Origin of the sequence: Sulfitobacter sp. JL08 (assembly GCF_003352045.1) — a bacterium.
Taxonomy (GTDB): domain Bacteria; phylum Pseudomonadota; class Alphaproteobacteria; order Rhodobacterales; family Rhodobacteraceae; genus JL08.
In genome coordinates this window covers 2,410,825-2,436,049 of record NZ_CP025815.1, presented here as the reverse complement: position 1 = coordinate 2,436,049, position 25,225 = coordinate 2,410,825, and the positions used below count along the sequence as shown (strand labels likewise).

Genomic DNA, 25,225 nt, shown 5'->3' with positions numbered 1-25,225 from the left:
CCCTACGAGGGTTCGGAGAGTGTCGGCTGGTTTGTGCTTCTGCAATGCTCTCTTCCAGTCATCCTTTCCCACTCTCAGAAATTACTGAAGGAGGAGAGGCATTGAAGCACTCACCAGATCAAACACCAAAGAGCGTCTGCGCGAATAATGAAGAGCCAGATCGTTTAGAAACGCACTCATGCGGGACGTCTGAGTCAGTTAAGGCGCCCGAAAGCTACAATGCGGAACACGGTAAAAACGATCTCTTCCGGCACTTCGCTCTTGTTTGGGTCGCAGTTAACATCATAGACGCAGCACCGCGCCGCGTCCGGCGTGCGTTGAAGAACCAGGAAGAGGAAGTTCTTCGGGCCATCGAGCGGTTTGGGTTCCGGATTCCGATCCTTGTAAAAAGCAAGCCAGGTGGCGAGCGGTATGAAGTGATTGACGGGCATACGCGTCTGGCAGCTGCTCTTCGCCTTGATGCCGAGAAAGTTCCATGCATTGTGGTCGACGATCTGTCTGAGGTCGAAACCCGCCGCCTTGCCCTGTCGCTGAACAAGCTACAGGAGAAGGGGTCTTGGGATCCTGATGAGCTCCGCCTCGAGATCAACGACATCATCGAAATCAGCGGCGACATTCAGATACCAGGGTTCGAAATGCCGGAGATCGAGGCCATCAGGTTTGGGGGTGTTGAGCATGGAGAGGCAGATCCGGCCGATGAGATCGCGGACCATATCTCAAACAGCACACAACCGGTCACGCGCCTGGGGGACATCTGGTGTCTCGGCGATCACCTCATCTACTGCGCTTCGGCGAGAGACACCGTTTCTATCGCGGCTCTACTGGATGGGCATGTGGTAGACGCAGTGTTTACCGACCCACCTTATAACGTGAAGATCAACGGTCATGTCAGGGATGCCTCGGGCGGGTTTGCTGAGTTCGCAGAGGCTTCCGGTGAAATGTCACGGGAAGCGTTTATTGCATTTCTCATTGAGACCCTTGGCAATGTTGTCACACTGCTCAAGCCCGGTGGCGTAATCTTTGCGTGCATGGATTGGCGCCACGTCGACGAGATGGCGGACGCGCTCGCAGCGCTGAAGCTTAATCTGCTCAATATTTGCGTCTGGGTCAAAAGCGCCGCGGGTATGGGCAGCCTTTATCGCAGTCAGCATGAGTTCGTCTTTGTCGCCCGCCGGGAAGGTGCGGGCCATCAGAACAATGTGCAACTAGGCAAGTACGGCCGGAACCGCTCGAATGTCTGGCATTACGCAGGCGCGACCGGTGGCGCCAAAGATGGCGACGATGCTTTTGACGCGCATCCGACAGTTAAACCGATCCGCATGGTGATGGATGCGTTGCTTGATGTGACCGACCCGGGTGATCTCGTCCTCGACCCGTTTCTAGGATCGGGTACTACCCTGCTGGCCACGGAGCGTACAAGGCGGCGCTGCATCGGAGTCGAGATCGACCCGGTTTACGTGGATATGGCGATCCGGCGTTGGCAGGAAATGACCGGCGGGGCAGCAGAACTTGTCCAAAAAGGAGAGGCTTCCTCTGCACTAGTGCAAGGCGCTGGACATGCATCTTCCGAAACGGGTGCGCCAGACAATAGGGAGGACTTCTGATGTCAGAGGAGCAGAACTCCGAAGACACATATGACGTCGGTTACGGCAAACCCCCCAAGCACACACAATGGCAGAAGGGACAATCTGGGAACCCGTTCGGGAAGAAAATTAAAGAGCAATCCTTGTTCGATGAGCTGAAAAAGCTGTGCGACAAGGAAATTGTCGTTCAGCAAAACGGCGTATCGATGCCGATGACGCAAGGCAAAGCCATGCTTACTGCGGCGTTCAACAAAGCGATGAACGGAGATCTTGGCAGTATCAAGTTTATCTATCAGAACTTGGACATCGCCGAAGCTGGACTGTCAGAAGCAAAGGTTCCTGCGTTGACGGAAGATCTGCTCCATGTGTTGGAAACACACGCCGACTGGGTGGATGTGGTTGAGAGCGCGCGCGCGGAGTTGGCAGAAACCTCAGGAAATCAGGAAGAGGAAGGAGACGAAGATGCCGCCTTTTGACGTCATCCGTGCGTTATGCGCGACCAATCTATTTGCCTATGTCCAGGCTGCGTTTGGCGTTCTTCAGCCAGGGGCAACGTTCTATCCCGCAATGTATCTTCGGGCTCTGTGCCATCAGTTGGAACGGCTTGAGCGCGGCGAAATCCGCCGCCTTCTCATCATCCTGCCGCCTCGTCATCTGAAGTCGTTTTGTGCCAGCGTTGTGTTTCCAGTTTGGGTTCAGGGGCGCAATCCGTCGACTAAAATCATCACCGCAAGCTATGGTGCCAGTCTTGCTGAAGACTTCGGTTGGCAATCGCGCCGCCTGATGAAAAACGAACTGACGCGTTCCATTTTCCCGAAGTTGGAGATTGACTACAAGAAAGCCTCAGTCGCTGATTTGCGTACGACCATGGGAGGTCAGAGGATCGCGACGTCCGTGGGTGGCCCGATGACCGGAAAAGGCGGCAAGTTTTTTATCGTCGATGATCCAAGCAAGGCTGAAGATGTTGCGTCCGAAGCTCACCGCGAAAGAACCTGGGAATGGTTTAACGGTGGCGTGCTGATGCGCTTGGATGGACGCAAAGATGCGCGTGTCGCTATGGTGGCCCAAAGGCTTCATGAGGATGACCTGCCTGGGCGGCTTATACGCACTGGATTTTGGGAAGTACTGGAACTGCCGGCTATCGAGGTCCGGGAGCGGGAGATCGATCTGCCAGATGGCACGTCGTGGACCCGCACAAAGGGTGAAATCCTGCTGCCCGAACACATGGATTTGAAAGAGCTAAACGAGCTGCGCCTTGAAATCGGCCACGCGAAGTTTGAGACGCAATTCCAGCAGTCGCCTGTTCCGGCTGGTGGGAATATTGTCCGGCCAGAATGGTTCGGGACAATACCATCGGATCTTCGCGTCGGTGACTATGAAGCCATCATTCAAAGCTGGGACACGGCGTCGGTGCCTGGGGAATCCAATGACTACTCGGTCTGTACGACCTGGGGACTCATCGGAAACAATATCGATTTGCTGCACGTTCACCGGCAGCAGTACCTGCAGCCGGACCTGCTAGAGGCGGCCGAAAAGCTCCGAGCAGAATGGCATCCAAAATTGGTGATGGTCGAAACCGCAGGGGTGGGCAGGGGCGTCTATGATCATCTGCTCCGGCAAGACCGTTTCGGAATCCGATCGTATTACCCGACGACCGGCAAAGACCACAGAATGTCCATCCAGTCCCCCAAGATTGAGCAGGGGTTCGTCCGGTTGCCGGTCTCAGCTTCCTGGAAAGAGGCGTTTATAGCTGAAGCTGCTGCGTTCCCGAACGGAAAATACGACGACCAGGTCGACAGCATGTCACAAGCGCTGCATGCTCTTGATGGCACCTTTTACGAACTGCGTCACTGTTCTCGCTACAAAGGCAAATTGGGAAAAGTTCTATTCGGCTAAGACAGTCAGTTCGGCCTTGAAGGGGCACCAAGTCGATCCACCGCCCCAGCAGAAGATAGTGCCCGATCCCTGCCACTGGCTTTCAGGCTCGTTGCCGATTCAGAAGCCCATTGGAAGCACATTCCAAATATAATCCCCCATGCCCGAGATTGTGACATCAAGAATAAAGACCGTTGGTCCCAGAATCACAAATAACAACAGCAGGTCCAGTGATTAGCGATGGCACCCCACGCGAAACCATCCTGACCGCGCTGCACGCGCGGCTTTCGGCGCTACCCGCCACCGCCCTGCGCGGCGAGGTCTTGCCCGAGCGAGTCCCGGTTGATGGCCTGCTGATCCTGCGCGACGGCGAGCCAGGAGAGCCCGAGGTCACGCTGTCGCCGCTGTGCTACCACTATCAGCATCGCGCCGAGATCGAAGCGGTCGTGCAGGGCAGTGTCGCTGTCCTTGCAGAGACTGGTTCGCATTTGTCTGACAACACCATCAGCCTTACTGTCCTTGCAGAGACTGGTTCGAATTTGTCTGACACCACCTTTTATTCTTCTGAGAAAAACGGAATGCCATGCGCTTGCGGTTTGGTTTATTCGGTCGTTACGTCCTCCGGGTCCGAACTCTCGTCAAGCCCAAGCAGGCTGTTAAGCTCGGCGATGGCTTCTTCTGTCAGGTCATCGACATCATGTGGTGCATAAGCCTCTGACAGCGCCGCCGCCGCGACCTGGTTTTCTTTTGACTCGTCCAGATCGCCTTCAAGTTCGGCGATGTTTTCCGCCAGTTCTGCCTGCGCGTCCTGCGCTGCAACTGTGCTATCGATACTTTCTGAAACCTCGGCCAAAGCCTGCTCGTTTTCGGTAACGTTAGGGTCCAATCCACTCATTGCCGCCGCGATTGCATCGACATCAGATTGATAATCGTCTGCTGCCGGATCAAGTGCGTCTATTGCCTCGGTAATCTCTTCAGGCGAAACAAGGCTGTCTTCGGAAATGTTTTCCGCAACAAATTCCGCAGTCGTGGCCACTGTGTCATCGACCTGTTCGTTCAGTGCCGCAATCTGGTCCGTCAGCCCGATCTCACTGATCGTCGCCTCCTGATAGCCTGCGATTTTGCCGACGCGGCTGTTGGGGCTCGCATTCAATCGGGCCGTCTGACTGGCATGGGCCGCGTTCAGACCTTTCAGATTACTTGCGACTTTGCCGTGCTGGTTCTTGGAAACAGACGTACGGGCCTGCTTCGACTCTTTACTGCGTTTGCCTTTGTTGCCGGAAAAGACCGAGCTGATTGCGTCAGACAGTGACGAACCCGACAAGCCCGCCAAACCCAACCCCGTTCCCTTTGAACGCCCCTGGCTTTTGTCAGCACTTTTGCTCTTGCCCTTGTCGGCGCGCGATTTTGAATTGCCGCGCCCGCCAGTGGCGTTGCTTGCGGCACCTTCATTTCCATTCGATGCGCCATTGCCGCCACCGTTGCCGCCACCGTTGCCGCCACCATTGCCGCCACCGTTGCCGCCACCATTGCCGCCACCGTTGCCGCCACCATTGCCGCCACCGTTCCCACCGCCATTGCCACCGCCGTTGCCGCCGCCATTTCCGTTTTTTGCGTATGCTGAATCCGCTGTGACAGCCAGCGCGACCACACTGGTCAGAACAGGTGTTGAACTCATAGCCGCAACGATCAGCGCGCTAATGAGGGATTTGGAAAGTTGATTGGACATGGCAACCTCTTGGGCAAATTCTGAATTTCAAGGCCTCGATGGAACAAAGGCATCGGCAAACTTTTACCACAAAGGAGCCTTTAGAATATGACCGTAATACGGCCGATTAGGCGCTGACACCGCACAATCTACAGCGTTTAATCTTATTGTTGATGTAACCGAAACGCTGTTTGAGCCAGAGCGGAAAGCAGCTTTGTAAAAGAGGCCGAAAGGTTGGGAGAGATTGTTCTGATTCTATGTCTGAACGGTAGGTTTGTTCCGCATTAACAGGCCCTCAGCACAACCAGGACAGGTCTTGTCAGAAGGATTTGAGTTGAGGCGGGCAGGGCGGTTTCGTAGCCTCATCGGATGACCAAACCTGATCCATTTCGCTACTGCAAAACGAGCCGTGAGATTATCCGTCTGGCGGTTATGCTGTATGTTCGTTTCCCGCTGTCGCTGCGCAATGTGGAAGATTTGCTCCACGAACGCGGCGTCGACGTGAGCCACGAGGCCGTTCGATTTTGGTGGCATCGGTTCGGTCCGATGTTTGCTTCTGAGATCCGAAAACGGCGGATCGAGGGTTTGAAATCAAGCAACTGGCGTTGGCATCTGGACGAGATGTTTGTGAAGATCAACGGCGAGCGGCACTACCTTTGGCGGGCCGTTGATCACGAAGGTGAAGTGCTGGAATCCTACGTTACGAAGCGGCGAGATCGTAAAGCAGCGTTAAAGTTCTTAAGGAAATCTATGAAGAGGTATGGCCGACCAGAAGTAATTGTGACGGACAAACTTCGCTCTTATGGCGCTGCTATGAAAGTTATTGGCAACGCTGAAAGACAGGAAACGAGCCGGTGGATGAACAATAGGGCAGAGAATTCACATCTGCCTTTCCGACGACGAGAACGGGCGATGCTCCGCTTCCAGCGCATGCGAAGTTTGCAGAAATTCGCCTCCGTCCACGCATCCGTTTACAACCACTTGTGTGGTTGCCGCCCGTTGTGCAAGAAGTTTTTCGATTGGATGGGTGATCGAGTGCGCACTTGTGTCAGGCCTTTTGTTGCAGCGTGATGTGAGCTGCTGGCCGGTATGGTGATCTGCAGACCGGTTCCACATCTTCAACACGAACTTTTAAGTTCTAATGATTGTCCTGGTTTTTCCGGTCCAGATCTGATCGATCATTTTGCCCATTCAGGTCGTCGACTTCTCACCCCTCTTTACCGACTTCAGGCTGTGACGTTCCGTATCGTTTCACGTAACGGCAGCCCATGCCGGATTTCGGTAATCCTCCTTCTTTGTCAGCATGGCCCAGATTGCCCGCGCCATCTTGTTGGCCAGCGCAATGGCCACCAGCATCCGTGGTTTTCTTGCCATCATCCGATCTAGCCATGAACCTTCGGGAATCGATCTGCGCCCGTGCCAGGCCAGTCGCGACATCGCACCGATAATCAGGAGCCGTCGGATGTCGGCTTGCCCTGCCTTTGAAACACGCCCAAGCCGCTGCTTGCCACCCGATGAGTACTGGCGCGGCACCAAGCCCAGCCATGCTGCGAAGTACCGACCACGCTTGAAAGTCTTCATGTCTGGAGCAAAAGCTTCGATCGCTAACGCAGTGAGCGGGCCCACGCCTGGCATCGTCTGCAGCCGACGCGCAGTGTCGGCCTCGGCAGCAAGACCCTTGAGCCTTTCTGACTTTGTCTCGATCCGAGCCGTTTTCTCGGTGATCTGTTCAAGAAGATCACGACATTCTTCCCGCATCAAGTCGGGAAGATCACTGTTTGGCTCCTCAATGATCGCCTCGATGCGCTTGATCTGCCCTATTCCTTTGGGTGCGATGTGGCCATATTCGTAAAGGTTTGAACGCAGTGCGTTCACCAACGCTGTTCGCTGACGAATGAGCCGTTCGCGACCGCGAAACAGGATTGCATGGGCCTGCTGCTCTTCCGATTTAGGCTCGACAAACCGCATCTCCGGGCGCTGCGCAGCAATGACAATTGCTTCAGCGTCAGCAGCATCGTTCTTATGGCGCTTTACGAATGGTTTCACATATTGCGGCGCAATCAGTTTTGTCTCATGGCCTAGGCGGACCATCTCACGCGACCAATAATATGCGCTGCCGCATGCTTCCATTACAACGACTGCGGGTGGATGGTCTCCCATGAACCTCAAAAACTGCACGCGTGTCAGCTTCTTGCAGAACCTGACTTGCCCTGTCATCGATGCGCCGTGAGCCTGAAAAACGCTCTTCGCCAGATCGACGCCTATCATTGTATCCTTCGTCATGGTTGCCGTCCTTTCCTGCTTCAGTGGCTGTACTCCACCATCATGGCACATTGCGATGCCGTCGAGGGAGGGCGGCATGGCCAAACACGGTGACAGAGTTGGATCGCTTTGCGAGTTTGCCACCGCAGGGGGCGAGGATTTCCCCGAGGAACACTGGGGGAAGCGGATCGTGACGCTCGCCTGCGTGTACAACGGTGACGCCGCTGAAGGTGAGGCGCTTCTTCAGCCTCTTCGTGAGCTTGGCAAATTGTCGGCCGACTTTTCCGGGCGAATGAACTACTGCGACGTGCAGCAGCTGTTTGACACGCTCATGCCCGCCGGAGACTTTCGCTGTTACTGGAAAGCCCGCTACCTGACTGACCTGACAGATGAGATGATTGATCTGGCCATGGCCAACGCAATCGCCGCGCCGTCGGATAACACACTCTCGTCGCTGTGGAATTTCGGCGGGGCGACTGCGAATGTATCAGCGGAGGCGACCGCGTTCGGCGATCGGTCCATGGGGTGGATGTATTCACTGGATGGTGTCTGGTCCGATCCCGCCGATGATGAGGCCAACATCGCCTGGGCCCGTGAGGGCTGGTCCAATTCCGAACGCTTTGGACATCATGGGCGCGCATATCTGAATTTTGCAGGCCATGGTGAGGACAACGCCGCACTGACGCGGACCAGTTTCGGTCCAAACTATGAACGGCTTGTCGCGGTAAAAACCAAATACGATCCGCAAAACCGGTTTCGCTTCAACCAAAACATCGCCCCGGAGGCTTAAGATTGACGTCGCGCTCCGCCAAAGACACCTCTCGAAGAAGGCAAGTCCGTTGGTTGAAGTACGAAAGGCCTTTCCCAACAGAAATGTATTTGGCGGAGCTGCGGCACGGATTTACGTGCATGTTGAGAAAATTGGGCGAGCGCTGGTAGCTGACCGCAACAACGCCAACCAGCCCTGCTACTGGCTCGACCAGACCCGTGGTGGCGGCGACCATAAAGGCATAGGGAACAAGACCACCCACTGACGCGCCCAATCCGACCTTGGACTGCATGTATTCGAGGACTGCTGAGTCATATCAATGTGGCCGCACTATCCGATAATCATAGATAGCCTCACAGACCGAACGGGAAGGTATCCTTCGACCCAGGCAAGGGTTCCGCAGGTAACGGTACCACAGCTTGCGTGCGGTCAAACCAGACATAACCGTCGTATTGAGAGGAGAGGATCGTATGACTGTAGTGACTCCATCTTTCCGTCTCAGGCCGGTAAATGACGCCGATATATCGTTCAAGCCGCGGCTCTGACATTGCGGATCGGAGCGCCTCATTAACCCCGGGCCGCAGGTCGAGCAGAAAGCGCTCGCCCCCTGCGGAATGGCAGACCCCCTCATGGCTGTCAGGACGCGATGGACGCACTGCCTTGATCTCCATGGGGCCATCCCAGTCCGACGCGCATGCCACCGTGCCGGTATGGGTTCCAAATCCGATGAGGGCGGCGTCTTCGCCCCATTCTTCACGACAAAGCTGGCCAATGTTGAACTCGCCTCGGTTCACCCCCATGTCGGTAACACTTGCGTCGCCGATGTGAGAATTGTGCGCCCAGACCACGGCCCGCGCGTCCGGTCCAACATGGTCCATTGTCTGCTTTAAGGTTTGGAACATGTGCATGTCCCGCAAGTTCCAGCTTTCGGTCGAGCCGTAGTACATCATTCGATAGTATTGCTCGGCACCAGCAACAACCCGGGCGTTCTGCACTGCATTAAATAAGCTGTCGCCATTGCTTCGCGCCTGAGAGAGCTCTCTTGTAAGTAAGTCAACCAAGACCCGCGTCACCGGCTCCTCGCACATTGCGTAGCCACGGGACAAAGCTTCGCGGCCATAGGCTGCGGGCTCGTTTGACCAAGGCGCAAGACATTCGTACCGCCGCCGCGCGAGCGCTGCGGCTGATGGGTCGTGATTGTCTAGATAAGACAAAACTTCCGCGATCGAGTTGAACATACTGTAAATATCCAACCCTTGAAAACGAACGCGTTTCACATCTGGGAGCTTAGTGTTGTAATTGCAAAGCCAAGAGATGAAGTCATCCACATCACGATTGCGCCACATCCAGACAGGGAAACGCGAAAACGCAGATACGTTGCGGCTACGCTCTGGCAGCCCACGTACGCGGTGATCGAGTACCGCGGCATCAGGCCAGTCCGCTTCAACGGCGACAATGTTGAAGCCATGCTCCTCGATTAGTCTGCGCGTTATTGCTGCGCGGGCGCGGTAGAATTCCGATGTTCCGTGCGACGACTCTCCGAGCAAAACGACCCGCGCCTCGCCATATCGATCAAATGCTGTGCCAAAGGTCGGATCGTCCAAGTCAGGCAAGGCCTCGGCTGCGGCGCGGACGACTTCCTCGGGAGTGGCGGGCGCCCGTTCCTCGGTAGGGGGAGGCACAAGAGGCGCCTCCGACTTGACCAAATAGTGCTGGAACCAGGCGCCAGCTATTTCGGTAACTTCCTCCAACTCACCTGGCCCTTCGAACAGATGGCCAGCACCCGGTACGATCCGCAATTGTTTTTCAAAGCGCAGCTCTGCGAGGGCGCGGCGGTTGAGTTCCAGAACCTGAAGATCATTGCCTCCAACAACTAGGAGTGTCGGCGCCATGACCTCGGAAAGCCGTTCCCCGGCGAGATCAGGACGACCCCCACGGGACACTACAGCTGAGATACGCCCGCTAAGTTCGGCAGCGGCCAACAAAGCAGCGCCCGCTCCTGTACTCGCCCCAAACAGGCCAAGGGGCAGATCGCCCAGTTCCGGTTCCGATGCGATCCACAGATCTGCGTCAAGCAACCTCCTGGCCAAAAGAGGAATGTCAAAGACATTGCGTCGATCCTCGGCCTCTTGTGAAGTCAGTAAGTCCATTAGCAATGTCGCGAAACCGAGCTCGTTTAGCCGCTCTGCGACTTCCCGGTTGCGCGGGCTCAGTCGGCTTGACCCGCTACCATGGGCAAATAGGATGACGCCACGCGGATCTGGCGGGACGACCAGATCACCTAGCAACCGCAAGGGAGGGATTTCAACGGTGCGGCTCAGCACCGGACCGTCCACGCTTGCTTGCTCAACAGTCCACGCCCGGCGCAAATAGCCGACAGTCTCTTCATCGCTGAGTTGGTGAAAATCAGCGTACGCACCACCCACGCCGCGAAAATACGGGTCGACGACCAGGCAGATTACCTCATCCGCAATCTCTTGAAGTCGAGGTATTTCAGAGGCGGGCGCGACAGGTATGGCCACCACCACTCTTTCAGCGCCCCAGCGCTTCAGCGCGATCAGCGCAGCCTTCATTGTGGCTCCTGTTGCAAGGCCGTCATCAACGACGATCGCCGTCTTGCCTTCAACATCGGACCTGCCACGCCCGCCGAGGTACCTTTCACGACGGCGCTGCATTTCGGCTACTTGCTGTTCGGTGGCTCTCTCCAGATATGACTGATCGGCACCTGACTGACGCATCACCTCTTCGTTGATAACCCGCTCGGGTGGGTCCCCCTCAACAATGGCTGCAAGCGCGACCTCTGGATTGCGCGGTGCACCGATTTTCCTCACCAGGATCAGATCGAGGGGTGCACCAAGAGCTTCTGCGACCTCCGCAGCAACCGGCACGCCGCCGCGCGGCAATGCGAAGACGACTGGCGCATCGAAGCTCCGCTTAACCAGTTCTGCAGCAAGCCTGCGTCCAGCATCATCGCGGTTTGAGAAAATTAAGCGTCCCTCAACCATAGCATTCCTCCCACAGTTACTTCTTCGCGATGAAAGCGGACTCCTTGCAGCAGAAAGTCGTCAACGGCTTTCTGCTCGAACGCAAACAGGGCAAGTAGACGCGAAGGGTAGTGACTTGTTGGTACAACCTTGTCCTCGCGGCTTCATTCCAATCATCAGATGCATCGCGCGCCGAGGGCCCCGTGGCGGATCGCTATATGTGAACCGCCACGGGGCCCTTCTGTTTAGTTTTCGGGTAATTGCTTATCCCGAAGACTCGATTTTGATCTTCTTTGCTTTCGCCACCTGCTCGGGTGGTTTTGGAATTGTCACGGTCAGCACGCCGTCCTTCGCGTGGGCCTTCACGCTGTCGGGATCGATCTCAAACGGCATGGTCATGTCACGCCTGAAGGAGCCTGACGTCCGCTCGACTCGGCGAAACTGACGGCCTTCGTCCTCTTTCTTCTCTTCCTCTTCAGAAACTTTTTCACCACTGACGCAGATACGGTTCCCTTCAATCGAAACATCGACATCTTCCATGCTGATGCCTGGCAGCTCGGCAGTGATACAAACTTCTTTCTCAGTCTCGCTGACATTCGAACGAACAGAGAGCCCACCGGACTTCATGGGAAGGTTCTTGCCAAAGTCTTCGAACATTTCATCCATTTGTTTTCGAAGAGCGCCAAAAGGATCATTAGCGTCATCCTTTTCGCCATCAAAAAATGCGGGTAACCAGTTGCGCTTGGTCATCGAATTTTCTCCCATCCAATTTTGTCGGATAGGCAGTTTAGCAGGCGTCGGCAAACGCGGTATGATTTAAGTCAAACCGGCTAGATTAACGGAAGCTTTGGGCTCGATGCAGTCATTCGACTGTTTTTCTCTGATGACCGGTTCGTCGCGTTAAGCAGCCGTTCACAACCGGAAATTCGAAGTTTTGGTTTTAAACGACTGCTTTCACCAGGACCGGACGTTCGCTGCGGTTGCGACGTATGTCTCACATGCGGACTTTTCAGACACTCGCGGCAGTAACACGAATGACCGCTTCCCCGTCAGAGATACTATGTCGAACCTGCGCCACCCACGCGATTTTCTATAGGTTGCTTAGAAATACCGGACAAGCCGCTGAGGCCCAGCCAATCACGTGACCTTTTGACGATTGCTTCTCGACCGGTGATATCGATGGCACCCTCCCTCACCGCGTCATCGAGATCGCGCCAGCCCATCCAGACGCGGGTCATGGTGCGTAAATCTGTCTCGACGAAAACATCAATCTCACGCCCTGGATCGACATAGCACAGGTCGACATCATCGCTTTCAAAAACGAGCCAATGATCTGTCAATCCGTCCGGCGCGTCCGAAAAGATGAATTGCACGGTGAACGGGTCAGGTAGAAAGCTTGCGGGCTTTACGTTGCGCCGCATGTCCCACATCAAAAATCGAACGTCGATGTCCTTGAGGGACGGCTCTTCGTCGATCCATTCCTGGCCCCAGATCGCCATCGCACGAACCACGCTCGACAATGCTTTTCCGGCCTCTGTAAGCCGGTAGTCGCCTGACTTTCCCCGCGTTCCTGCACGGTGTTCGACAAGGCCGCATTCTTGCAGGTCACGCAGCCGTCGCGCCAGTAAAGATCGAGAGGCAAGCGGCAGGCCCCGTGCGATATCGTTGAAGCTGTTCGATCCGTCGAGAAGCTCGCGGATTACGAGCATCGTCCATTTGTTGCCGAGCATTTCGCTGGCCATCGCAAGCGGACAATACTGACCGTAGCCTTTTTCAGAGCTCATCTACGTTACCTCCGTCTATACTTACATACTCATGGCGCGTCTCACGAACCAGTCCAATCCGTGGACTGGTTTTTCGCGCCACCGACCTGCAACGTGATTATCGAATCCACGCAGAACCACGGAGGAAAAGATGGGCACAGAATTTCAAACCCTGAATGGGGAACGAATGAGCATTGGCGAAGAAGCGATCAACGATCTCGAAACGGCAATGAGGGGCCGACTCCTTCGCAAGGATCACCCTGACTACGACAATGCCCGGCGCATCTGGAACGGAATGATCGATAAGCAACCTGCCCTGATCGCCGAGTGCACTGGCACCGCAGATATTATCACCGCCGTCCAGTTTGCGGCTGAACATGGACTGCTGACTTCGGTGCGTGGCGGCGGACATAATATCGCCGGAAGCGCGGTTTGCGACAATGGACTCATGATCGACCTTTCGGGGTTGCGGGCCGTTCGCGTCGATCCTGAGGGGCGGCGGGCATTCGTTCAGCCCGGGGCATTGCTGGGTGATGTGGATCACGAAACCCAGGCCTTCGGTCTGGCCGTGCCGACCGGGATCAATTCTACGACCGGAATCGCCGGTCTGGCTCTGGGGGGTGGCTACGGGTGGCTGTCGCGCAAGTACGGGCACACCGTCGACAATATCGTCTCGGTGCGGATCGTGACCGCCGACGGCGGTTTGAAAAGGGCATCCGCAGATGAAAACGCAGACCTATTCTGGGCAATCCGGGGTGGCAGTGGCAATTTTGGCATCGTGACGGAATTCGAATTCGAACTTCATCCAGTCGAGACGTCGATGATGACGGGTCCGGTCGTTCATTCGCTTGAGGACGCAGCATCCGCCCTGAAAATGTATCGCGACATCGCGGCCAGATTGCCCGACGAAGCGACCTGCTGGTTCGTGCTTCGAAAGGCACCGCCACTCCCGTTTCTTGCGCCCGAGCATCATGGCAAGACTGTCCTGCTGATGCCCATGGCCTTTGCCGGTTTGCTTAGCGAGAGCGAGGAGGCACTGGCTCCGCTGCGGTCAATCGGTAACCCCATCGCCGATGGCGTTTCACTGCATCCCTACACCGGATGGCAATCGGCCTTCGATCCCCTGCTTACTGAGGGCGCCAGAAACTATTGGAAGTCGCACGACTTCACGGAACTAACTGACGATGTGGTCGACCTGATGGTCGAGGCGGCGAGTGATCTGCCGACCGACGAGTGCGAGATATTCGTCGCACAGTTGGGCGGGGCAGCAGGTCGTGTAGATGAGGACGCGATGGCTTACGCGCACCGGAAAACGCGCTATGCGATGAACATTCACGCCCGATGGACCAATGAAAATCAAGATGCGGTCTGCAAGACGTGGGCGCGCGCGTTGTTCGACAAGGCCACACCGCTCGCTGAAGGCAGTGTCTATATCAATTTCGTTCCTGAAGCCGGAGAAGAGCGGAGCAAAGGCGCGTTTGGCGCCAATCAGGCGCGGCTTGAGAGCATCAAGGCAAAGGTCGATCCAGCCAATCTGTTCCGCGCCAATGTCATGATCCAGCCTGATCCGTGAATTTTGCAGGCAGAAGGTATCGAAATTGAGGGGGGATGCGCCCGGCACATGGGCCGACGGCGCGCCCCATTTCTGTAATGAGAAGCAGTCATTCGCGCAAACCGCAGCATCGGTGACTCTGGGCTCGATGCAGTCATTCGACTGTTCTTCTCTGATGACCGGTTCGTCGCGTTAAGCAGCCGCTCACAACCGGAAATTCGAAGTTTTGGTTCTAAACGACTGCTTTCACCAGGACCGGACGTTCGCTGCGGTTGCGACGTATGTCTCACATGCGGGACAGAACGGACTTCTATTTAAACTATGCCGACTCTGTCGCATCGTGATATCGTATCGAAGCCAATTGGCACTAGAGCGCCCTAGCATTGGTAGCCCGAAGCGAACGGCTAGTTGATGGCGCCAATTATTTGCCCTTCGTGACCTCGCAGACAACGTGCATATAATGAAGGTGCCGCCTTGCCTGACGGGTCCAACAATTCAGGGAATATTGTCAAGAGTTCCAGCGCATCCGAATGCGTCACTGCGGACAACGCCATGTCACCCGGATACAGAGTTTCGGCGGGAAGTGAGTTGGCGAAGACGATCTGATGCTGTTCCGTTGCAAAGTGATAATACGTGACGGGTTTGTTTGATGGGCTTCGAATTATCGTTTGATCGTTTACCAAATGCACCGCAGGTACTAGTACACCATACTCGCCAAACAGCAACTCGGCACGCCAGCCGCAGATGAATATCCGGTGCTGGGGCGATACATATAAATCTCTCTTCGGCCGTCCTTGACCCAGGGCATCTCGCTTGATCAGCACTGGCCTGAGGTTTGGAAAGTTCCGCAGACTTTGCGAGTCCAGCCGTCGTGAGCCAACCCATCGGATCTTTTTGCTATTTCCGTCGTGGGTTAAAACACGGTCTCCAACTTGCAGTTCTTCCACAGGGCGCGAGCCAGTCTCAGTATCAATTAAGGTTCCTGCAACAAAACAAGGCACTGCATCCGCATCAATCTGCACAGACACAATGAGTGAGTCGTTGTTGCCGTTACCGTTGCCGGATGAGGCGCTCACTACCAAGGACATCGTCACACCCGTTGGTGGTATCGTTGCACCCGGAAGTAATGTCACTGTGACTAGGCCTAAAGCGGATACGGTGACGGTGTATTCGCCTGGGTCGAGCGCGCCGTCGTTTTGCACGGCCACGGACCACGTCGCCGGTGCTTTAGAAGCGGTATATTGTCCAGACGTAGACGTCTGACCTGCTAATATTGTTAGAACTGAGGGTCCAGTTACCTCTTGACTGGCCATTTTTTACTTCCTTCTCTGCCTACGAGCCTGATAGCGGCAAAACACAAACCCAATTTGACCAAACTGTGTTTGGAAAAAGGCACCGTCTTCACGCAGTTTCTCAAGCACGAAATGTAGGCTACTTTGGCTCGGAACGAACCTTCGCCGCAGGCTGCACCGATGTCGGCTGAGCGGGACGGAGTGAGCTTTCGCTGCGGGTGCCCAAATGTCCGCTTTCGAAAACGTTCTGCAACAATAGCTCTCCCGCCCTCATTTCAGTGACCGGATCAAGTGCTCACCTTCAAACCCATCAAGCTCGAAGAACCCGACTTCGACAAAATGGTAGTGAGAATTTTCGTTGACCTGTTCGGACGTCGCATCGGAAACCCAAGTTTCGTTTGGCGCAGCAATTGCCGTGATACGCGCGGCCTTGTTGACAACTGCGCCGAAGAAGTCATCGTCTTTCCTGACAACACTTCCAGAATGAATTCCGACGCGCACGGAGATAGAAGGGCCGCCTGACCGCTCGATGGTTTCATGAATACGCCGTGCTGCATCAAGCGCCAATTCGGGTTTAGGAAAGCTGGACAACGTTCCATCGCCCAACGACTTAACAAATTGCCCATTCGCTTCTTCTACGATGGCCCGAAGTTGTTTGAAGTGTTCAGAGACTACCGATGTCCATAAGCGGTCCCCCATGACGGATGCTAGTCCTGACGAATTGACGATGTCGGTGAACATGATCGACGCAAGACCATCCTGCTGGTCAATTGCGAAACCCTCTGCGGCCGCAGCGACCAAATCTGCAATCGCTGTTTGCTTCGAGCCGACGAACTCTTCATTTGGAAGAGGGACGGAGCCATGACGATGCACCATCCTCCAAAAACCGTCTTCTAAAGCAAATATCAGGGTGTTCCGAACAGGGAAAACTTTGTCCGGCTGATGGGCCAGAACAACGTTGTGCGTAAAGCAAGCCCATCCCACTCGGCCATTTTCATAAGCTTCGCCAAAGGTCTCCTCCTGCTTTATGATTGTAGGGATTGAGCCGAAAAAGTCTGCGATACCGGCTTTCACTGCCCTGCCTGACCAAAGTTCATCTTCCCCGGTTCCGATGAACAGCATGTGGTCTTTATCAGTTAAAATGTTCTGAACCTCATTTCCACGCATTCGTTGAACAGCGTCAAACCAACGACGGCAAACTGATAGGAGTTCTGGCGAGTTTCGTGTCATTTCCGAGCGTTCCATAAGACCCTCAGTCTAAAGTTCCAACGGCTGTCGCTTGCACAATCATTTCCAAGCATTCGCTTTTCTTTTACGCGCATCGAATAGCTCTTCAAGATTGCAGATTAGCAAAATGGCGCCTTGATGGGTATTAAGCCGACATTCGTGTGCTGTGCAGAATTTGTCAAAGAGGGCTCGATCCGGACCTTCGCCGCGCATCGCATCAAGGTCTGCAACGCGGGACGAGCCGCCCCGCGCGCTTTTCAACATAAACTGAATATCTGACTTTTATTTGGATGAAAGGTTCATCCACGTGAGCGTTGCGAGAAATCTAGCGCCGTCATAGTCTGCCCGTGCTAAAGGAGTTGTCCCAAGGAGGGACGCGCATGATGCCAAAAACGCAATATACCAAGAGCGACGATGTGCATATCGCATATCAGGTTTATGGACAGGGGCCGAAAAACCTTGTTTTGGTACCCGGCTTCATTTCACAGATCGAAACATATTGGGAGGAACCCAATTTTGCGAAGTGGCTGAAGCGCTTAGGTCAATTCGCTAAGGTGGCAATGTTCGACAAGCGAGGCACGGGCCTGTCTGACCGCGGTGTAGCTGTTCCCGACATGGACAAAAGAATGGACGACATCCGCGCGATCATGGACGCGGCTAGCATGGAAACAGCCTTTGTTATGGGCATCTCCGAAGGGGGCTCTCTCGCCTCGGTGTTCGCGGCATATCAAGCACAACGGTGCGAGGGTTTGATATTGTATGGCGCCTTTGCCCGCTTTGAATCTTGGTTCCCAAGCGATGAGGCGTTGAGCCAGTTGTTTGACTATGCAGAAGAACACTGGGGGAGCGGCGCAGCACTACCGCTCTTCTGTCCAGAGACTGGAAATGATCCCGCATTTCAGGAGTGGTGGGGAAAGTACGAAAGAACTGGAGCCTCGCCACGCGATCTGATCGAAATCATGAAAGTTAACAGTCAGATCGACATCACCGACATCCTTCCATCCATCAAGGCTCCAACGCTTGTGTTGCACAAGACTGAGGATGCGCTGATTGATATCGAAGGCGGAAGAACGCTGGCGCAGATGATCCCGGGTGCTCAGCTATGCGAGTTTTCTGGCAGGGATCATTTTGCATTCATGGGAAATGAGCGAGACGAGATTCTCGGAGAAATTGAGGCCTTCGTGACGGGTTCTAAACCCAAACCGGTCTTCAATCGCGTTTTGGCAGCAGTGGTATTCACAGATATCGTTGACTCAACCTCATTGGCCCAACAACTCGGCGATGACGCATGGCATTCAACACTCGAAAAACATAACAGTATTATTCGTGAGCAATTTCGTCAGTTTCGTGGGCAGGAAGTTAAATCATTGGGCGATGGTTTCCTCGCAACCTTTGACGGTCCAGGACGTGCAATCCACTGTGCGAAAGCAATAGGCGATGCTTTATCCAATTTGGATTTGAAAGTACGCATTGGTGTCCACACGGGTGAAGTTGAAATTTCGGCAAATGATGTGCGCGGAATCGCTGTAAACATAGCCGCGCGCATAGCTGAATTAGGTGGAGGCGGCGACATTGTCGTTTCTCGAACGGTGAAAGATTTAGTTGCTGGCTCAGGTCTTGATTTTGAAAGTCTTGGGTCGAGAGAACTAAAGGGCCTTCCAGAAGCATGGCATGTCTACAAAGCTATGTAATAGCGATTTTGGAAGGTTCCCCTTGGGCTCGATGCAGTCATTGGGCTGTTTTTCTGGGATGACCGGTTCGTCGCGTTAAGCAGCCGTTCATGACTGGAAATTTGAAGTTTTGGTTATGAACTTCTTTCATCAGCACCGGGCATTCAGCGAAAAATGGCGAGGGCCCAAGTCGTGGACAAACTTTGCTTTCTGAAACTCTGATAATACAGGTGATAAACAGCAGCCACGGGCCGTTTTCCAACAGGAAAAAAGCTGAAGCGCAGGTCTAGTCCCGAATGTCTTCAGCTGCGTGCCCAGCGTCTATAAGTGCCTGATTTATGTCTATCCCATCTAAATAGACAACGCCCAGCCAACGACCGAACGAGTCACTTCTGTCAGCGTCGTCGCGGCCCTTTTTTGTTTTGAGTATAATTGATTTACCATCGATAAGATCGCGCAGAAAAACAGTAGCTGCCTTGCCGGCTACACGGGACTCTCCCCTTTTTTCAGGAGCATCAATACCAACCAGCCTTATGCGCTGATTTTTGAGCATAATGTAAAATCCCAAATCGATATCCACGTCTATCGTATCACCATCCACCACATTTGTGACTTCTGCCGTGTATAGATACGCCGGCTCTGTAGGACCTTCTTGAGCGCTTGACGATGTGTAACCGAAAGCCAATAAAACTGCGCTTGATACTCCTAGCAACCGTTTATTCATTCTAGTCCCCTAGGCGGTTCGCAAGTTGACGATATCATATTACCGGATCGTCTCGACGTTGAAGGCGTGGCCCCTGTTTGGAAGACGCGTCTTACGAACAATGCCGAAAAAGCCGAGTGGCTGACTCAACGCATTCACGAAATTGATCGTATGGTTCAGAAGGCAACAACCATAGCAGTGCTCGTCAACGAAGAGGAGGAAGTGGAAGCGTTGGCGCTCGAGCTCAACGACCGATTGGAGGAAATTAGCTTGTCGGCGGTCGCCTGCAAGGATGGAAAGGTCGTCGGAAATGATCGCGACGTGCGCGTCTTCAATATTCGTCACATTAAGGGACTGGAGTTTGAAGCGGTCTTCTTTATGGACCTAGACCAAACAATCACGCAGCACCCGGAACTGTTTTCGAAATACCTTTATGTGGGCGCGACGCGAGCAGCGAGCTATCTTGGTGTGACATTCTGCGGCGATGTTCCGCCTCAGGTAGTGCCGCTTGGGCGGCACTTTGGGCAGGATTGGTCGATGTAATCGAGGGAGCTCCCACGGGAAGAGCAGTCGATTTCAGCATTCTTCGAATACCAACTCCGGAACGATGACTTCCCAAGCCTCCCGCTTGATTGTGTGATGATAAGCTTCATCGCTATCATCTTTTCGCCAGCACAGGATCGCTGCAATTTCGCCACGCACAAATCGCGCGTTTCCAGGAGGGGAGAAGCTCTTTGCCATGCGGCCAAGGCTCCGGCCGTTAGCATCCGTCAATTGCCAGCGATCATGATCGCAAACAAGAGCCAAAGCGTCGCCAACTCGAGCCTCTGATGTAGCCACATGAACAGGATGATTGTGGCGTTGACGCCCAGCGAAGGAGAGGTCGACCATGCGTGCTTCCGCGGACTGAAAATAGCGTCTCGGCCCCGGAAAAGAAGCTAAATCTGGCTTAACAGCCCGACTTAAAATCGCCGGAGACTGGGTTGGCAGATATTCGTGATTATCATTGCTCATCACGATCAGGTTTCTTCGTGCACGTGTCATAGCCACATAGAAAAGCCTACGAGGCGCGTCCTGATCTTCGTTCTTGCTGGGACGCTCCCAGCCGCCGTCTAGGATCACCACATCGTCAAATTCAAGCCCCTTGGCGCGGTGCGCGGTTAGAAGTTTCAAACCGCGCTGTTCGCCCCATGTCTCGCCTGCCCATTCAGCAAGCCATTCGATGATGTCTTGAGCAGGGAGACTTCGGCCATCGATTTCTCGCGCAAGAACACCGATGCCTTCGCCTATTCGGTTGGTCCATCGAGAACCTGGAATTGCGTTCAGCTTATCGGTTAAGTCAGTTACCGACAGCAGTTGTCCGCGATCCTCACGAAGTGCACTGACAAATTGCTGCATATCCCGCATTCGCCACAGCCCGGGGAGCTGTTCATTGGCGAGCTCGACTGGAATACCAAGAGCCTCGGCATAGTCTCGCACCGGCGCTAATTTGCGCCAGTCCCGCGAGATAATAGCGGCCTTAGACCAACTCCAGTCAGGGATGAGGCGCGACAAACGAAGAAGTTCGTCAAGGGCGGCCATGGCTTGAGCGTCATTGCCGGGCGGACATTCAAGTATTTGTACCCGTCCCTGAGCGACGGGATCCATTGACGCCATTTCTCCACCGGGTGGATTTTTGCGTCGGGCCTCATCGATAGTGATGTCATGGCCAACCTTCATCCTGTCTGCGGCGTGTTCAATGACGGCATTCGCGGCAGAAATGATGTTTCCAGCTGAGCGATAGTTGTTTGTGAGAAAGACAGGCTTCGCCGAGTAGTCCTGTTCGAATTGCCTGATGTGCCGGACCGAGGCACCGGCAAATGAGTAGATATTCTGATCGTCATCTCCGACTGCAAACAGGCTTATGCGAAGATCAGGATCATCGAGACTTCGACCAGCCACCGCCGAGATCAGAGCATACTCATCTGGACCCACATCCTGGTATTCATCGACCAATAGCCAGCGGTATCCCTGAATCAAGGTTTCCCGCATTGCTTCTGCCGCCGCTTTATCCAGCCCGTCGCCGCGCAAAAGTCGCACCGCGTCCATCAGCAGACCCTTGAAGTCCTGGCTTTCGCCCCCTGCGTGACCGGCAAAACTTGCGCCGATGAGCCGCATGGCGAGAGCGTGAATCGTGGAAACCGTTACAAAGCGTGCTTCGTCGCCAATCAGGCCGCGCAGTCTTTCGCGGATTTCAGCGGCTGCGTGGCGATTGTATGCAAGAACCAGTATCCCGTTCGGGTCTTCGCGCTTGATTTTCACAAGATACGCAATGCGATGCACCAACACCCGGGTCTTTCCGGAGCCAGGCCCTGCAAGTACAAGCACATTGGTTTGTTCGCGGTCGTCTTTGACGATTTGCTCCTGGGTCGTGTTGCCGAGCGCATCAACGATGTTCGTCCACGTTTGCCCGGTGGCCTGCCTGCGGAATTCAGATCCGCGGCCGGGCATCCATCGGCGCATAAATGCATCGCGATTAAGTTCGAAATAATCCTGAGCCAGCCTCTCGGCGTCATTAATGCGTTCAAGCCCTTTTTCTGCATAAGCGGCCATGACATGAGTCTGGATAGTCTGTTCCGTGTAGTGTTCTTCAAGTGGGATAAAATTCTGAACAGTGAAACTTCCACCTTTCGGATTGAGTTGGAGCGTCATCGCAGGTCGGAACACTGAGAGGCCTTTGCCAAGCGTCACAACCTGCTGTTCATGAAGCCACAGGAGCGCTCGATCCATGAGCTTGTTCGGATCGTTGACTGAACCACGAAGCATCGCGTCTCCATTGATCGCAGACAGCAAATCGCCGAGCGTCGTCTCAACTGCGATGTCCTTGCCCTTCACTCCTTTCGGAACTTTCCCAGTAAGATGAGAAAGAAGTCTTTCAGCGGCTTGCCTGCGGATCTCCGCGGTTTTCTCAACCACGGACCAGGAACGCTGCAATCGAACGAACAGGCTGCCGCGCGATGCTCGTCTCACGTGCAGATTACCTCGCCCGCCCTCCATATCACGCCCGTCCTGCGCCATTCCCCGCAGAAGACCTTCGACAATATCGGGTCGCACGGAGCCGTGGCCACGGTCGCGCAGGACCTGACAGGTGACCGCAAGGTTAAATGGAGAAGGTTCGCCATCGTCCGCATCGGGCGCTTCTTCACGCAATTGCGAAATCAGGTCAGCTTCCAGTCTAGAGGCTTCTTCAAGCCGAACGCGGGACCTGTCTTCAACACCCACATGTACAAAAATCGTTATATTGGTATCGTCATTGGCAATGCCGAGGGCTTCAAGATCGGTCAGGGCCTTGCGCAAGGCCGGGCCTGGCAGGCCACTGGCCCCGCTCAGCACGTCAGTTGAGATACCTTCTTCTTTGGGCGCATTGATAATGTGTCGGACGATGTCGAGCAGCTTGAGGCGCCGGGTCTCAGTGATCTCAGCCCGATCAAGAATTGTCTTCGCATGCTCAAGATCACGTACAAGAAGCGATGCAGGGAATATCTGAACCCGGTTTTCCTCGCGCCTGAGAAGCTTCGCTTCCTCCAGCCAGGCGATCGCGGTTTTAACACGTGTATCATCCGTATCCTTATCACGCTGGAATTCCTGCTCTTTTTCCTCTTTTACAATTTCACCCGGAGTAGCAACCACCTCGCCGCTCTTACGTGTTCGATTGTCCAGCCGATGCACTGCTTTCAAAATCGCACTGATTTCATGCCGCGCAAGACGTGAACGTGCGCTCAGGCTAAACTGGCGATCGACATCTTCTGTATTGAACAGCAGAACACATTGAGCCGGATCCCGATCGCGCCCGGCTCGACCAGCTTCCTGCAGGTAGTTTTCCAGCGACCCGGGCACATCTCCGTGTACGACAAGGCGAATGTCAGGCTTATCGATACCCATGCCAAATGCATTTGTTGCCGCGATCACCCGGAGATCACCAACCCTGAATGCTTCCTGAATTTCTCGCTTTTCGTCGACGCTGCGCGTCGAATGATAGTAATCAGCTGCAAGCCCCTGTTGCTTGAGAAACTCAGCCACACGTTCAGTAGCGCTGCGCGTTGCGCAATAAACGACCGCTCCTGAGGCACCTTCGTGGGGCAGGTTTGCCTCAATTGCATCAAGGATATCAGCCAGCTTCGTTGAGCGTTGTGTTGGCAGAACCGCAAAACTCAGGTTGGAGCGTGATGCGCCGCCATCGACCTGGGTCAGTTCGAGTCCGAGGCGTTCTTTGAAGTGCGAACAAATATCCTGGACAACATCAGGTTTTGCAGTAGCCGTGAGGCACAGGACGGGAGCGATTTCGTCACCTGAGGTCTCTTTGATGAACCGGCCGATATAGCGATAGTCAGGTCGAAAATCGTGGCCCCATTTCGAGACACAATGGGCTTCGTCAAGAACCCAGAGACCAACCTCCCGTTGCGCAAGCACGGACCGCACAGAAACGCTCCGGAGCTGTTCCGGCGAGATCAGCAAGATGGATGCGTCGCCCAGTCTCACTTTGTCCAAAGCGTCGTTCCGCTCCGGTAGGGATAGCATACCATTGACTGTGACTGCCGAGGCAATGCCAGAACGAGCCATTCCCTGAACCTGGTCTGCCATGAGTGCCACCAGAGGAGAGATCACGACAGTCAATGCGCCCGTCTTGTCGAACCGGGAAAGCGCCGGGATCTGGTAACAGATTGATTTACCAGTACCAGTGGGCAGGATGCCCAGAAGACTTTCGCCTTTCATGGCACCGGAAACGATCACCTCTTGAAGGGGACGTCCGAACTCATCCGCAGGTTCAGGCCGAAAATCTTCAAAGCCAAACCATCGGTCCAGAGCCTTTTTGGGGTCGTTATTGATACTGCAATAACGACAACCTTCATCGCCGCAGTTGTTGTCCCGAAGCTTTCTCACAATCCGTGCAGCGTCGCTGAATTGCGCGCGCACCCAGGGCGGCATTACCGAGTCCCCACCTGCCACAGAAATCCAGGACAGAGCGTACGCTAACGGCCATCCAAGGCTGGTGTCGTCGAGTTGGTCAAGAGTAGTCGACAGCATCGATGAGCATGCGGCGCCATCTAGCAATCTTTGGATTGCACCTCGTGCTTCTTCCATATTTGGCTTGGTTCTGCCTCGAACACTAGTAAATAACTGATCGAAACCACCGCTCTGCCGAGAGCGGCAGCATAGAAAGTGGTAAGCTGTAAGGGCGTCGGGCGATTTTCGATCGAGCTCAACAAATGCTTCGATCTGGTTTTCCAGAACCTCGAACACCAGCCGGGCGTCAAATTCAGGATCATTCACATGACCTGTCTGAAGTCGTCCATCCTGGTAGTGTTTCACCAGGTGGTGGTAAGGGTTTCTTGGAAACGCAAGAGGGTTCAGCCAGAGCGTATCTATCGGTGCTTCAGCCAAGGCCACGAACCTCGGCGACGCTGCGGCCAGATGGGGCAAGTCGTGACGTAGAATATTATGCCCGATGACGTGGTCAAAACCCTGGCAGAATGCGTCGAGTTCGGTCAAAGCCGCTTCAATGTTGTTTTTGGCGACCACCTTTGGCGCATCGGAATCCTGAGCAACTGCCGCAAGCGCAAAGATCTTCGCCTCTTTGGGATCGACTTCGAGGTCGATCGAAACAGATCGACTTAGAACGTCCAAACGACTGATGTTTGTTACCTTGTTCATTCCCGTATTGCCAACTGGCTTGCATCAAGTGCCTGACTATACTTCTTTTTTAGGTAAAACTATGGCGCACAATGTGGGTTGCAGTCCAGTGACCAACTACAACCAGCGCAGAACCCTAGGAATTGTCACCGCGGGCGCGCGAGTAG

General features: G+C 54.6%; 17 protein-coding genes and 1 pseudogene. 9 read left to right on the top strand and 9 right to left on the bottom strand.

Annotated features, from left to right (window positions below):
• Positions 1–101: 101 nt before the first annotated feature.
• The 4 genes and pseudogenes from C1J05_RS11930 to C1J05_RS21875 all read left to right on the top strand — a co-directional run.
• Positions 102–1,604: a DNA modification methylase gene (locus tag C1J05_RS11930; RefSeq protein WP_162798049.1), complete on the top strand. Its 1,503-nt coding sequence runs from the start codon at positions 102–104 to the stop codon at positions 1,602–1,604.
• Complete coding sequence (locus tag C1J05_RS11925; RefSeq protein ID WP_114870433.1) at positions 1,604–2,059, top strand: DUF5681 domain-containing protein; 456 nt, start codon at positions 1,604–1,606, stop codon at positions 2,057–2,059. Before C1J05_RS11930 ends, C1J05_RS11925 begins: the two co-directional genes overlap by 1 nt.
• Complete coding sequence (gene terL, locus C1J05_RS11920) at positions 2,046–3,479, top strand: phage terminase large subunit (RefSeq protein WP_162798048.1); 1,434 nt, start codon at positions 2,046–2,048, stop codon at positions 3,477–3,479. The genes C1J05_RS11925 and terL overlap by 14 nt, the downstream gene beginning before the upstream one ends.
• Positions 3,480–3,691: 212 nt before the next feature.
• Positions 3,692–3,916 (top strand): annotated as a pseudogene (locus tag C1J05_RS21875) (acyl-CoA transferase); the annotation flags it as partial.
• Between the two features lie 143 nt (positions 3,917–4,059).
• On the opposite strand, the gene C1J05_RS11905 reads toward C1J05_RS21875, so the two are convergent.
• Complete coding sequence (locus C1J05_RS11905) at positions 4,060–5,187, bottom strand: hypothetical protein (RefSeq protein ID WP_162798046.1); 1,128 nt, start codon at positions 5,185–5,187, stop codon at positions 4,060–4,062.
• Between the two features lie 348 nt (positions 5,188–5,535).
• Here C1J05_RS11905 and C1J05_RS11895 point away from each other — a divergent pair, with 348 nt between their 5' ends.
• Positions 5,536–6,237 (top strand): IS6 family transposase, encoded by a 702-nt coding sequence (locus C1J05_RS11895; RefSeq protein WP_254684588.1) that lies wholly within the window; start codon positions 5,536–5,538, stop codon positions 6,235–6,237.
• Between the two features lie 180 nt (positions 6,238–6,417).
• On the opposite strand, the gene C1J05_RS11890 is transcribed toward C1J05_RS11895, so the two are convergent.
• Complete coding sequence (locus C1J05_RS11890; RefSeq protein WP_114870428.1) at positions 6,418–7,449, bottom strand: IS110 family transposase; 1,032 nt, start codon at positions 7,447–7,449, stop codon at positions 6,418–6,420.
• Positions 7,450–7,525: 76 nt separating this feature from the next.
• On the opposite strand from C1J05_RS11890, the gene C1J05_RS11885 reads away from it, so the two are divergent.
• Positions 7,526–8,218 carry a BBE domain-containing protein gene (locus C1J05_RS11885; protein WP_162798045.1) on the top strand — a complete coding sequence of 231 codons (693 nt, stop codon included), beginning with the start codon at positions 7,526–7,528 and terminating at the stop codon, positions 8,216–8,218.
• A 332-nt stretch (positions 8,219–8,550) separates the two neighbouring features.
• Here the strand turns inward: C1J05_RS11885 and C1J05_RS11880 are convergent, their stop codons facing one another.
• The 3 genes from C1J05_RS11880 to C1J05_RS11870 form a co-directional block, all read right to left on the bottom strand.
• Positions 8,551–11,202, bottom strand: coding sequence for an erythromycin esterase family protein (locus tag C1J05_RS11880; protein WP_114870426.1), 2,652 nt, complete (start codon positions 11,200–11,202; stop codon positions 8,551–8,553).
• A gap of 243 nt (positions 11,203–11,445) precedes the next feature.
• The gene (locus tag C1J05_RS11875) at positions 11,446–11,931 is read right to left on the bottom strand and encodes an Hsp20/alpha crystallin family protein (protein WP_114872291.1); all 486 of its coding nucleotides are present in this window, start codon (positions 11,929–11,931) and stop codon (positions 11,446–11,448) included.
• Between the two features lie 308 nt (positions 11,932–12,239).
• The gene (locus tag C1J05_RS11870; RefSeq protein WP_114870425.1) at positions 12,240–12,965 is read right to left on the bottom strand and encodes a winged helix-turn-helix transcriptional regulator; all 726 of its coding nucleotides are present in this window, start codon (positions 12,963–12,965) and stop codon (positions 12,240–12,242) included.
• A 130-nt stretch (positions 12,966–13,095) separates the two neighbouring features.
• Between C1J05_RS11870 and C1J05_RS11865 the strand changes: the two genes are divergently transcribed.
• Positions 13,096–14,517, top strand: coding sequence for an FAD-binding oxidoreductase (locus C1J05_RS11865; protein ID WP_114870424.1), 1,422 nt, complete (start codon positions 13,096–13,098; stop codon positions 14,515–14,517).
• A 383-nt stretch (positions 14,518–14,900) separates the two neighbouring features.
• On the opposite strand, the gene C1J05_RS11860 is transcribed toward C1J05_RS11865, so the two are convergent.
• Both C1J05_RS11860 and C1J05_RS11855 read right to left on the bottom strand, forming a co-directional pair.
• Positions 14,901–15,809 carry a Hint domain-containing protein gene (locus tag C1J05_RS11860; RefSeq protein WP_114870423.1) on the bottom strand — a complete coding sequence of 303 codons (909 nt, stop codon included), beginning with the start codon at positions 15,807–15,809 and terminating at the stop codon, positions 14,901–14,903.
• A gap of 249 nt (positions 15,810–16,058) precedes the next feature.
• Positions 16,059–17,033 carry an adenylate/guanylate cyclase domain-containing protein gene (locus C1J05_RS11855; protein ID WP_114870422.1) on the bottom strand — a complete coding sequence of 325 codons (975 nt, stop codon included), beginning with the start codon at positions 17,031–17,033 and terminating at the stop codon, positions 16,059–16,061.
• 362 nt (positions 17,034–17,395) lie between these two features.
• Between C1J05_RS11855 and C1J05_RS11850 the strand changes: the two genes are divergently transcribed.
• Positions 17,396–18,706 (top strand): adenylate/guanylate cyclase domain-containing protein, encoded by a 1,311-nt coding sequence (locus tag C1J05_RS11850; protein WP_114870421.1) that lies wholly within the window; start codon positions 17,396–17,398, stop codon positions 18,704–18,706.
• Positions 18,707–18,971: 265 nt separating this feature from the next.
• Here C1J05_RS11850 and C1J05_RS11845 read toward each other — a convergent pair whose 3' ends face one another.
• Entirely contained in the window at positions 18,972–19,409 is a 438-nt protein-coding gene (locus C1J05_RS11845; protein WP_114870420.1) for a thermonuclease family protein, read from the bottom strand.
• Between the two features lie 66 nt (positions 19,410–19,475).
• Between C1J05_RS11845 and C1J05_RS11840 the strand changes: the two genes are divergently transcribed.
• Positions 19,476–19,931 carry an ATP-binding domain-containing protein gene (locus C1J05_RS11840; RefSeq protein ID WP_205388939.1) on the top strand — a complete coding sequence of 152 codons (456 nt, stop codon included), beginning with the start codon at positions 19,476–19,478 and terminating at the stop codon, positions 19,929–19,931.
• 33 nt (positions 19,932–19,964) lie between these two features.
• Here the strand turns inward: C1J05_RS11840 and C1J05_RS11835 are convergent, their stop codons facing one another.
• Positions 19,965–25,079, bottom strand: a complete 5,115-nt coding sequence (locus C1J05_RS11835; protein WP_114870418.1) for a RecQ family ATP-dependent DNA helicase — start codon at positions 25,077–25,079, stop codon at positions 19,965–19,967.
• Positions 25,080–25,225: the final 146 nt, after the last annotated feature.

Excerpts from the sequence above, each read along its gene's own strand:
- C1J05_RS11860 (WP_114870423.1), bottom strand. The coding sequence starts at position 15,809 with ATGGCCAGTCAAGAGGTAACTGGACCCTCAGTTCTAACAATATTAGCA.
- terL (WP_162798048.1), top strand. The coding sequence starts at position 2,046 with ATGCCGCCTTTTGACGTCATCCGTGCGTTATGCGCGACCAATCTATTT.
- C1J05_RS11865 (WP_114870424.1), top strand. The coding sequence starts at position 13,096 with ATGGGCACAGAATTTCAAACCCTGAATGGGGAACGAATGAGCATTGGC.
- C1J05_RS11845 (WP_114870420.1), bottom strand. The coding sequence starts at position 19,409 with ATGAATAAACGGTTGCTAGGAGTATCAAGCGCAGTTTTATTGGCTTTC.
- C1J05_RS11905 (WP_162798046.1), bottom strand. The coding sequence starts at position 5,187 with ATGTCCAATCAACTTTCCAAATCCCTCATTAGCGCGCTGATCGTTGCG.
- C1J05_RS11870 (WP_114870425.1), bottom strand. The coding sequence starts at position 12,965 with ATGAGCTCTGAAAAAGGCTACGGTCAGTATTGTCCGCTTGCGATGGCC.
- C1J05_RS11925 (WP_114870433.1), top strand. The coding sequence starts at position 1,604 with ATGTCAGAGGAGCAGAACTCCGAAGACACATATGACGTCGGTTACGGC.
- C1J05_RS11895 (WP_254684588.1), top strand. The coding sequence starts at position 5,536 with ATGACCAAACCTGATCCATTTCGCTACTGCAAAACGAGCCGTGAGATT.
- C1J05_RS11875 (WP_114872291.1), bottom strand. The coding sequence starts at position 11,931 with ATGACCAAGCGCAACTGGTTACCCGCATTTTTTGATGGCGAAAAGGAT.
- C1J05_RS11835 (WP_114870418.1), bottom strand. The coding sequence starts at position 25,079 with ATGAACAAGGTAACAAACATCAGTCGTTTGGACGTTCTAAGTCGATCT.
- C1J05_RS11885 (WP_162798045.1), top strand. The coding sequence starts at position 7,526 with ATGGCCAAACACGGTGACAGAGTTGGATCGCTTTGCGAGTTTGCCACC.
- C1J05_RS11855 (WP_114870422.1), bottom strand. The coding sequence starts at position 17,033 with ATGGAACGCTCGGAAATGACACGAAACTCGCCAGAACTCCTATCAGTT.
- C1J05_RS11880 (WP_114870426.1), bottom strand. The coding sequence starts at position 11,202 with ATGGTTGAGGGACGCTTAATTTTCTCAAACCGCGATGATGCTGGACGC.
- C1J05_RS11890 (WP_114870428.1), bottom strand. The coding sequence starts at position 7,449 with ATGACGAAGGATACAATGATAGGCGTCGATCTGGCGAAGAGCGTTTTT.
- C1J05_RS11850 (WP_114870421.1), top strand. The coding sequence starts at position 17,396 with ATGATGCCAAAAACGCAATATACCAAGAGCGACGATGTGCATATCGCA.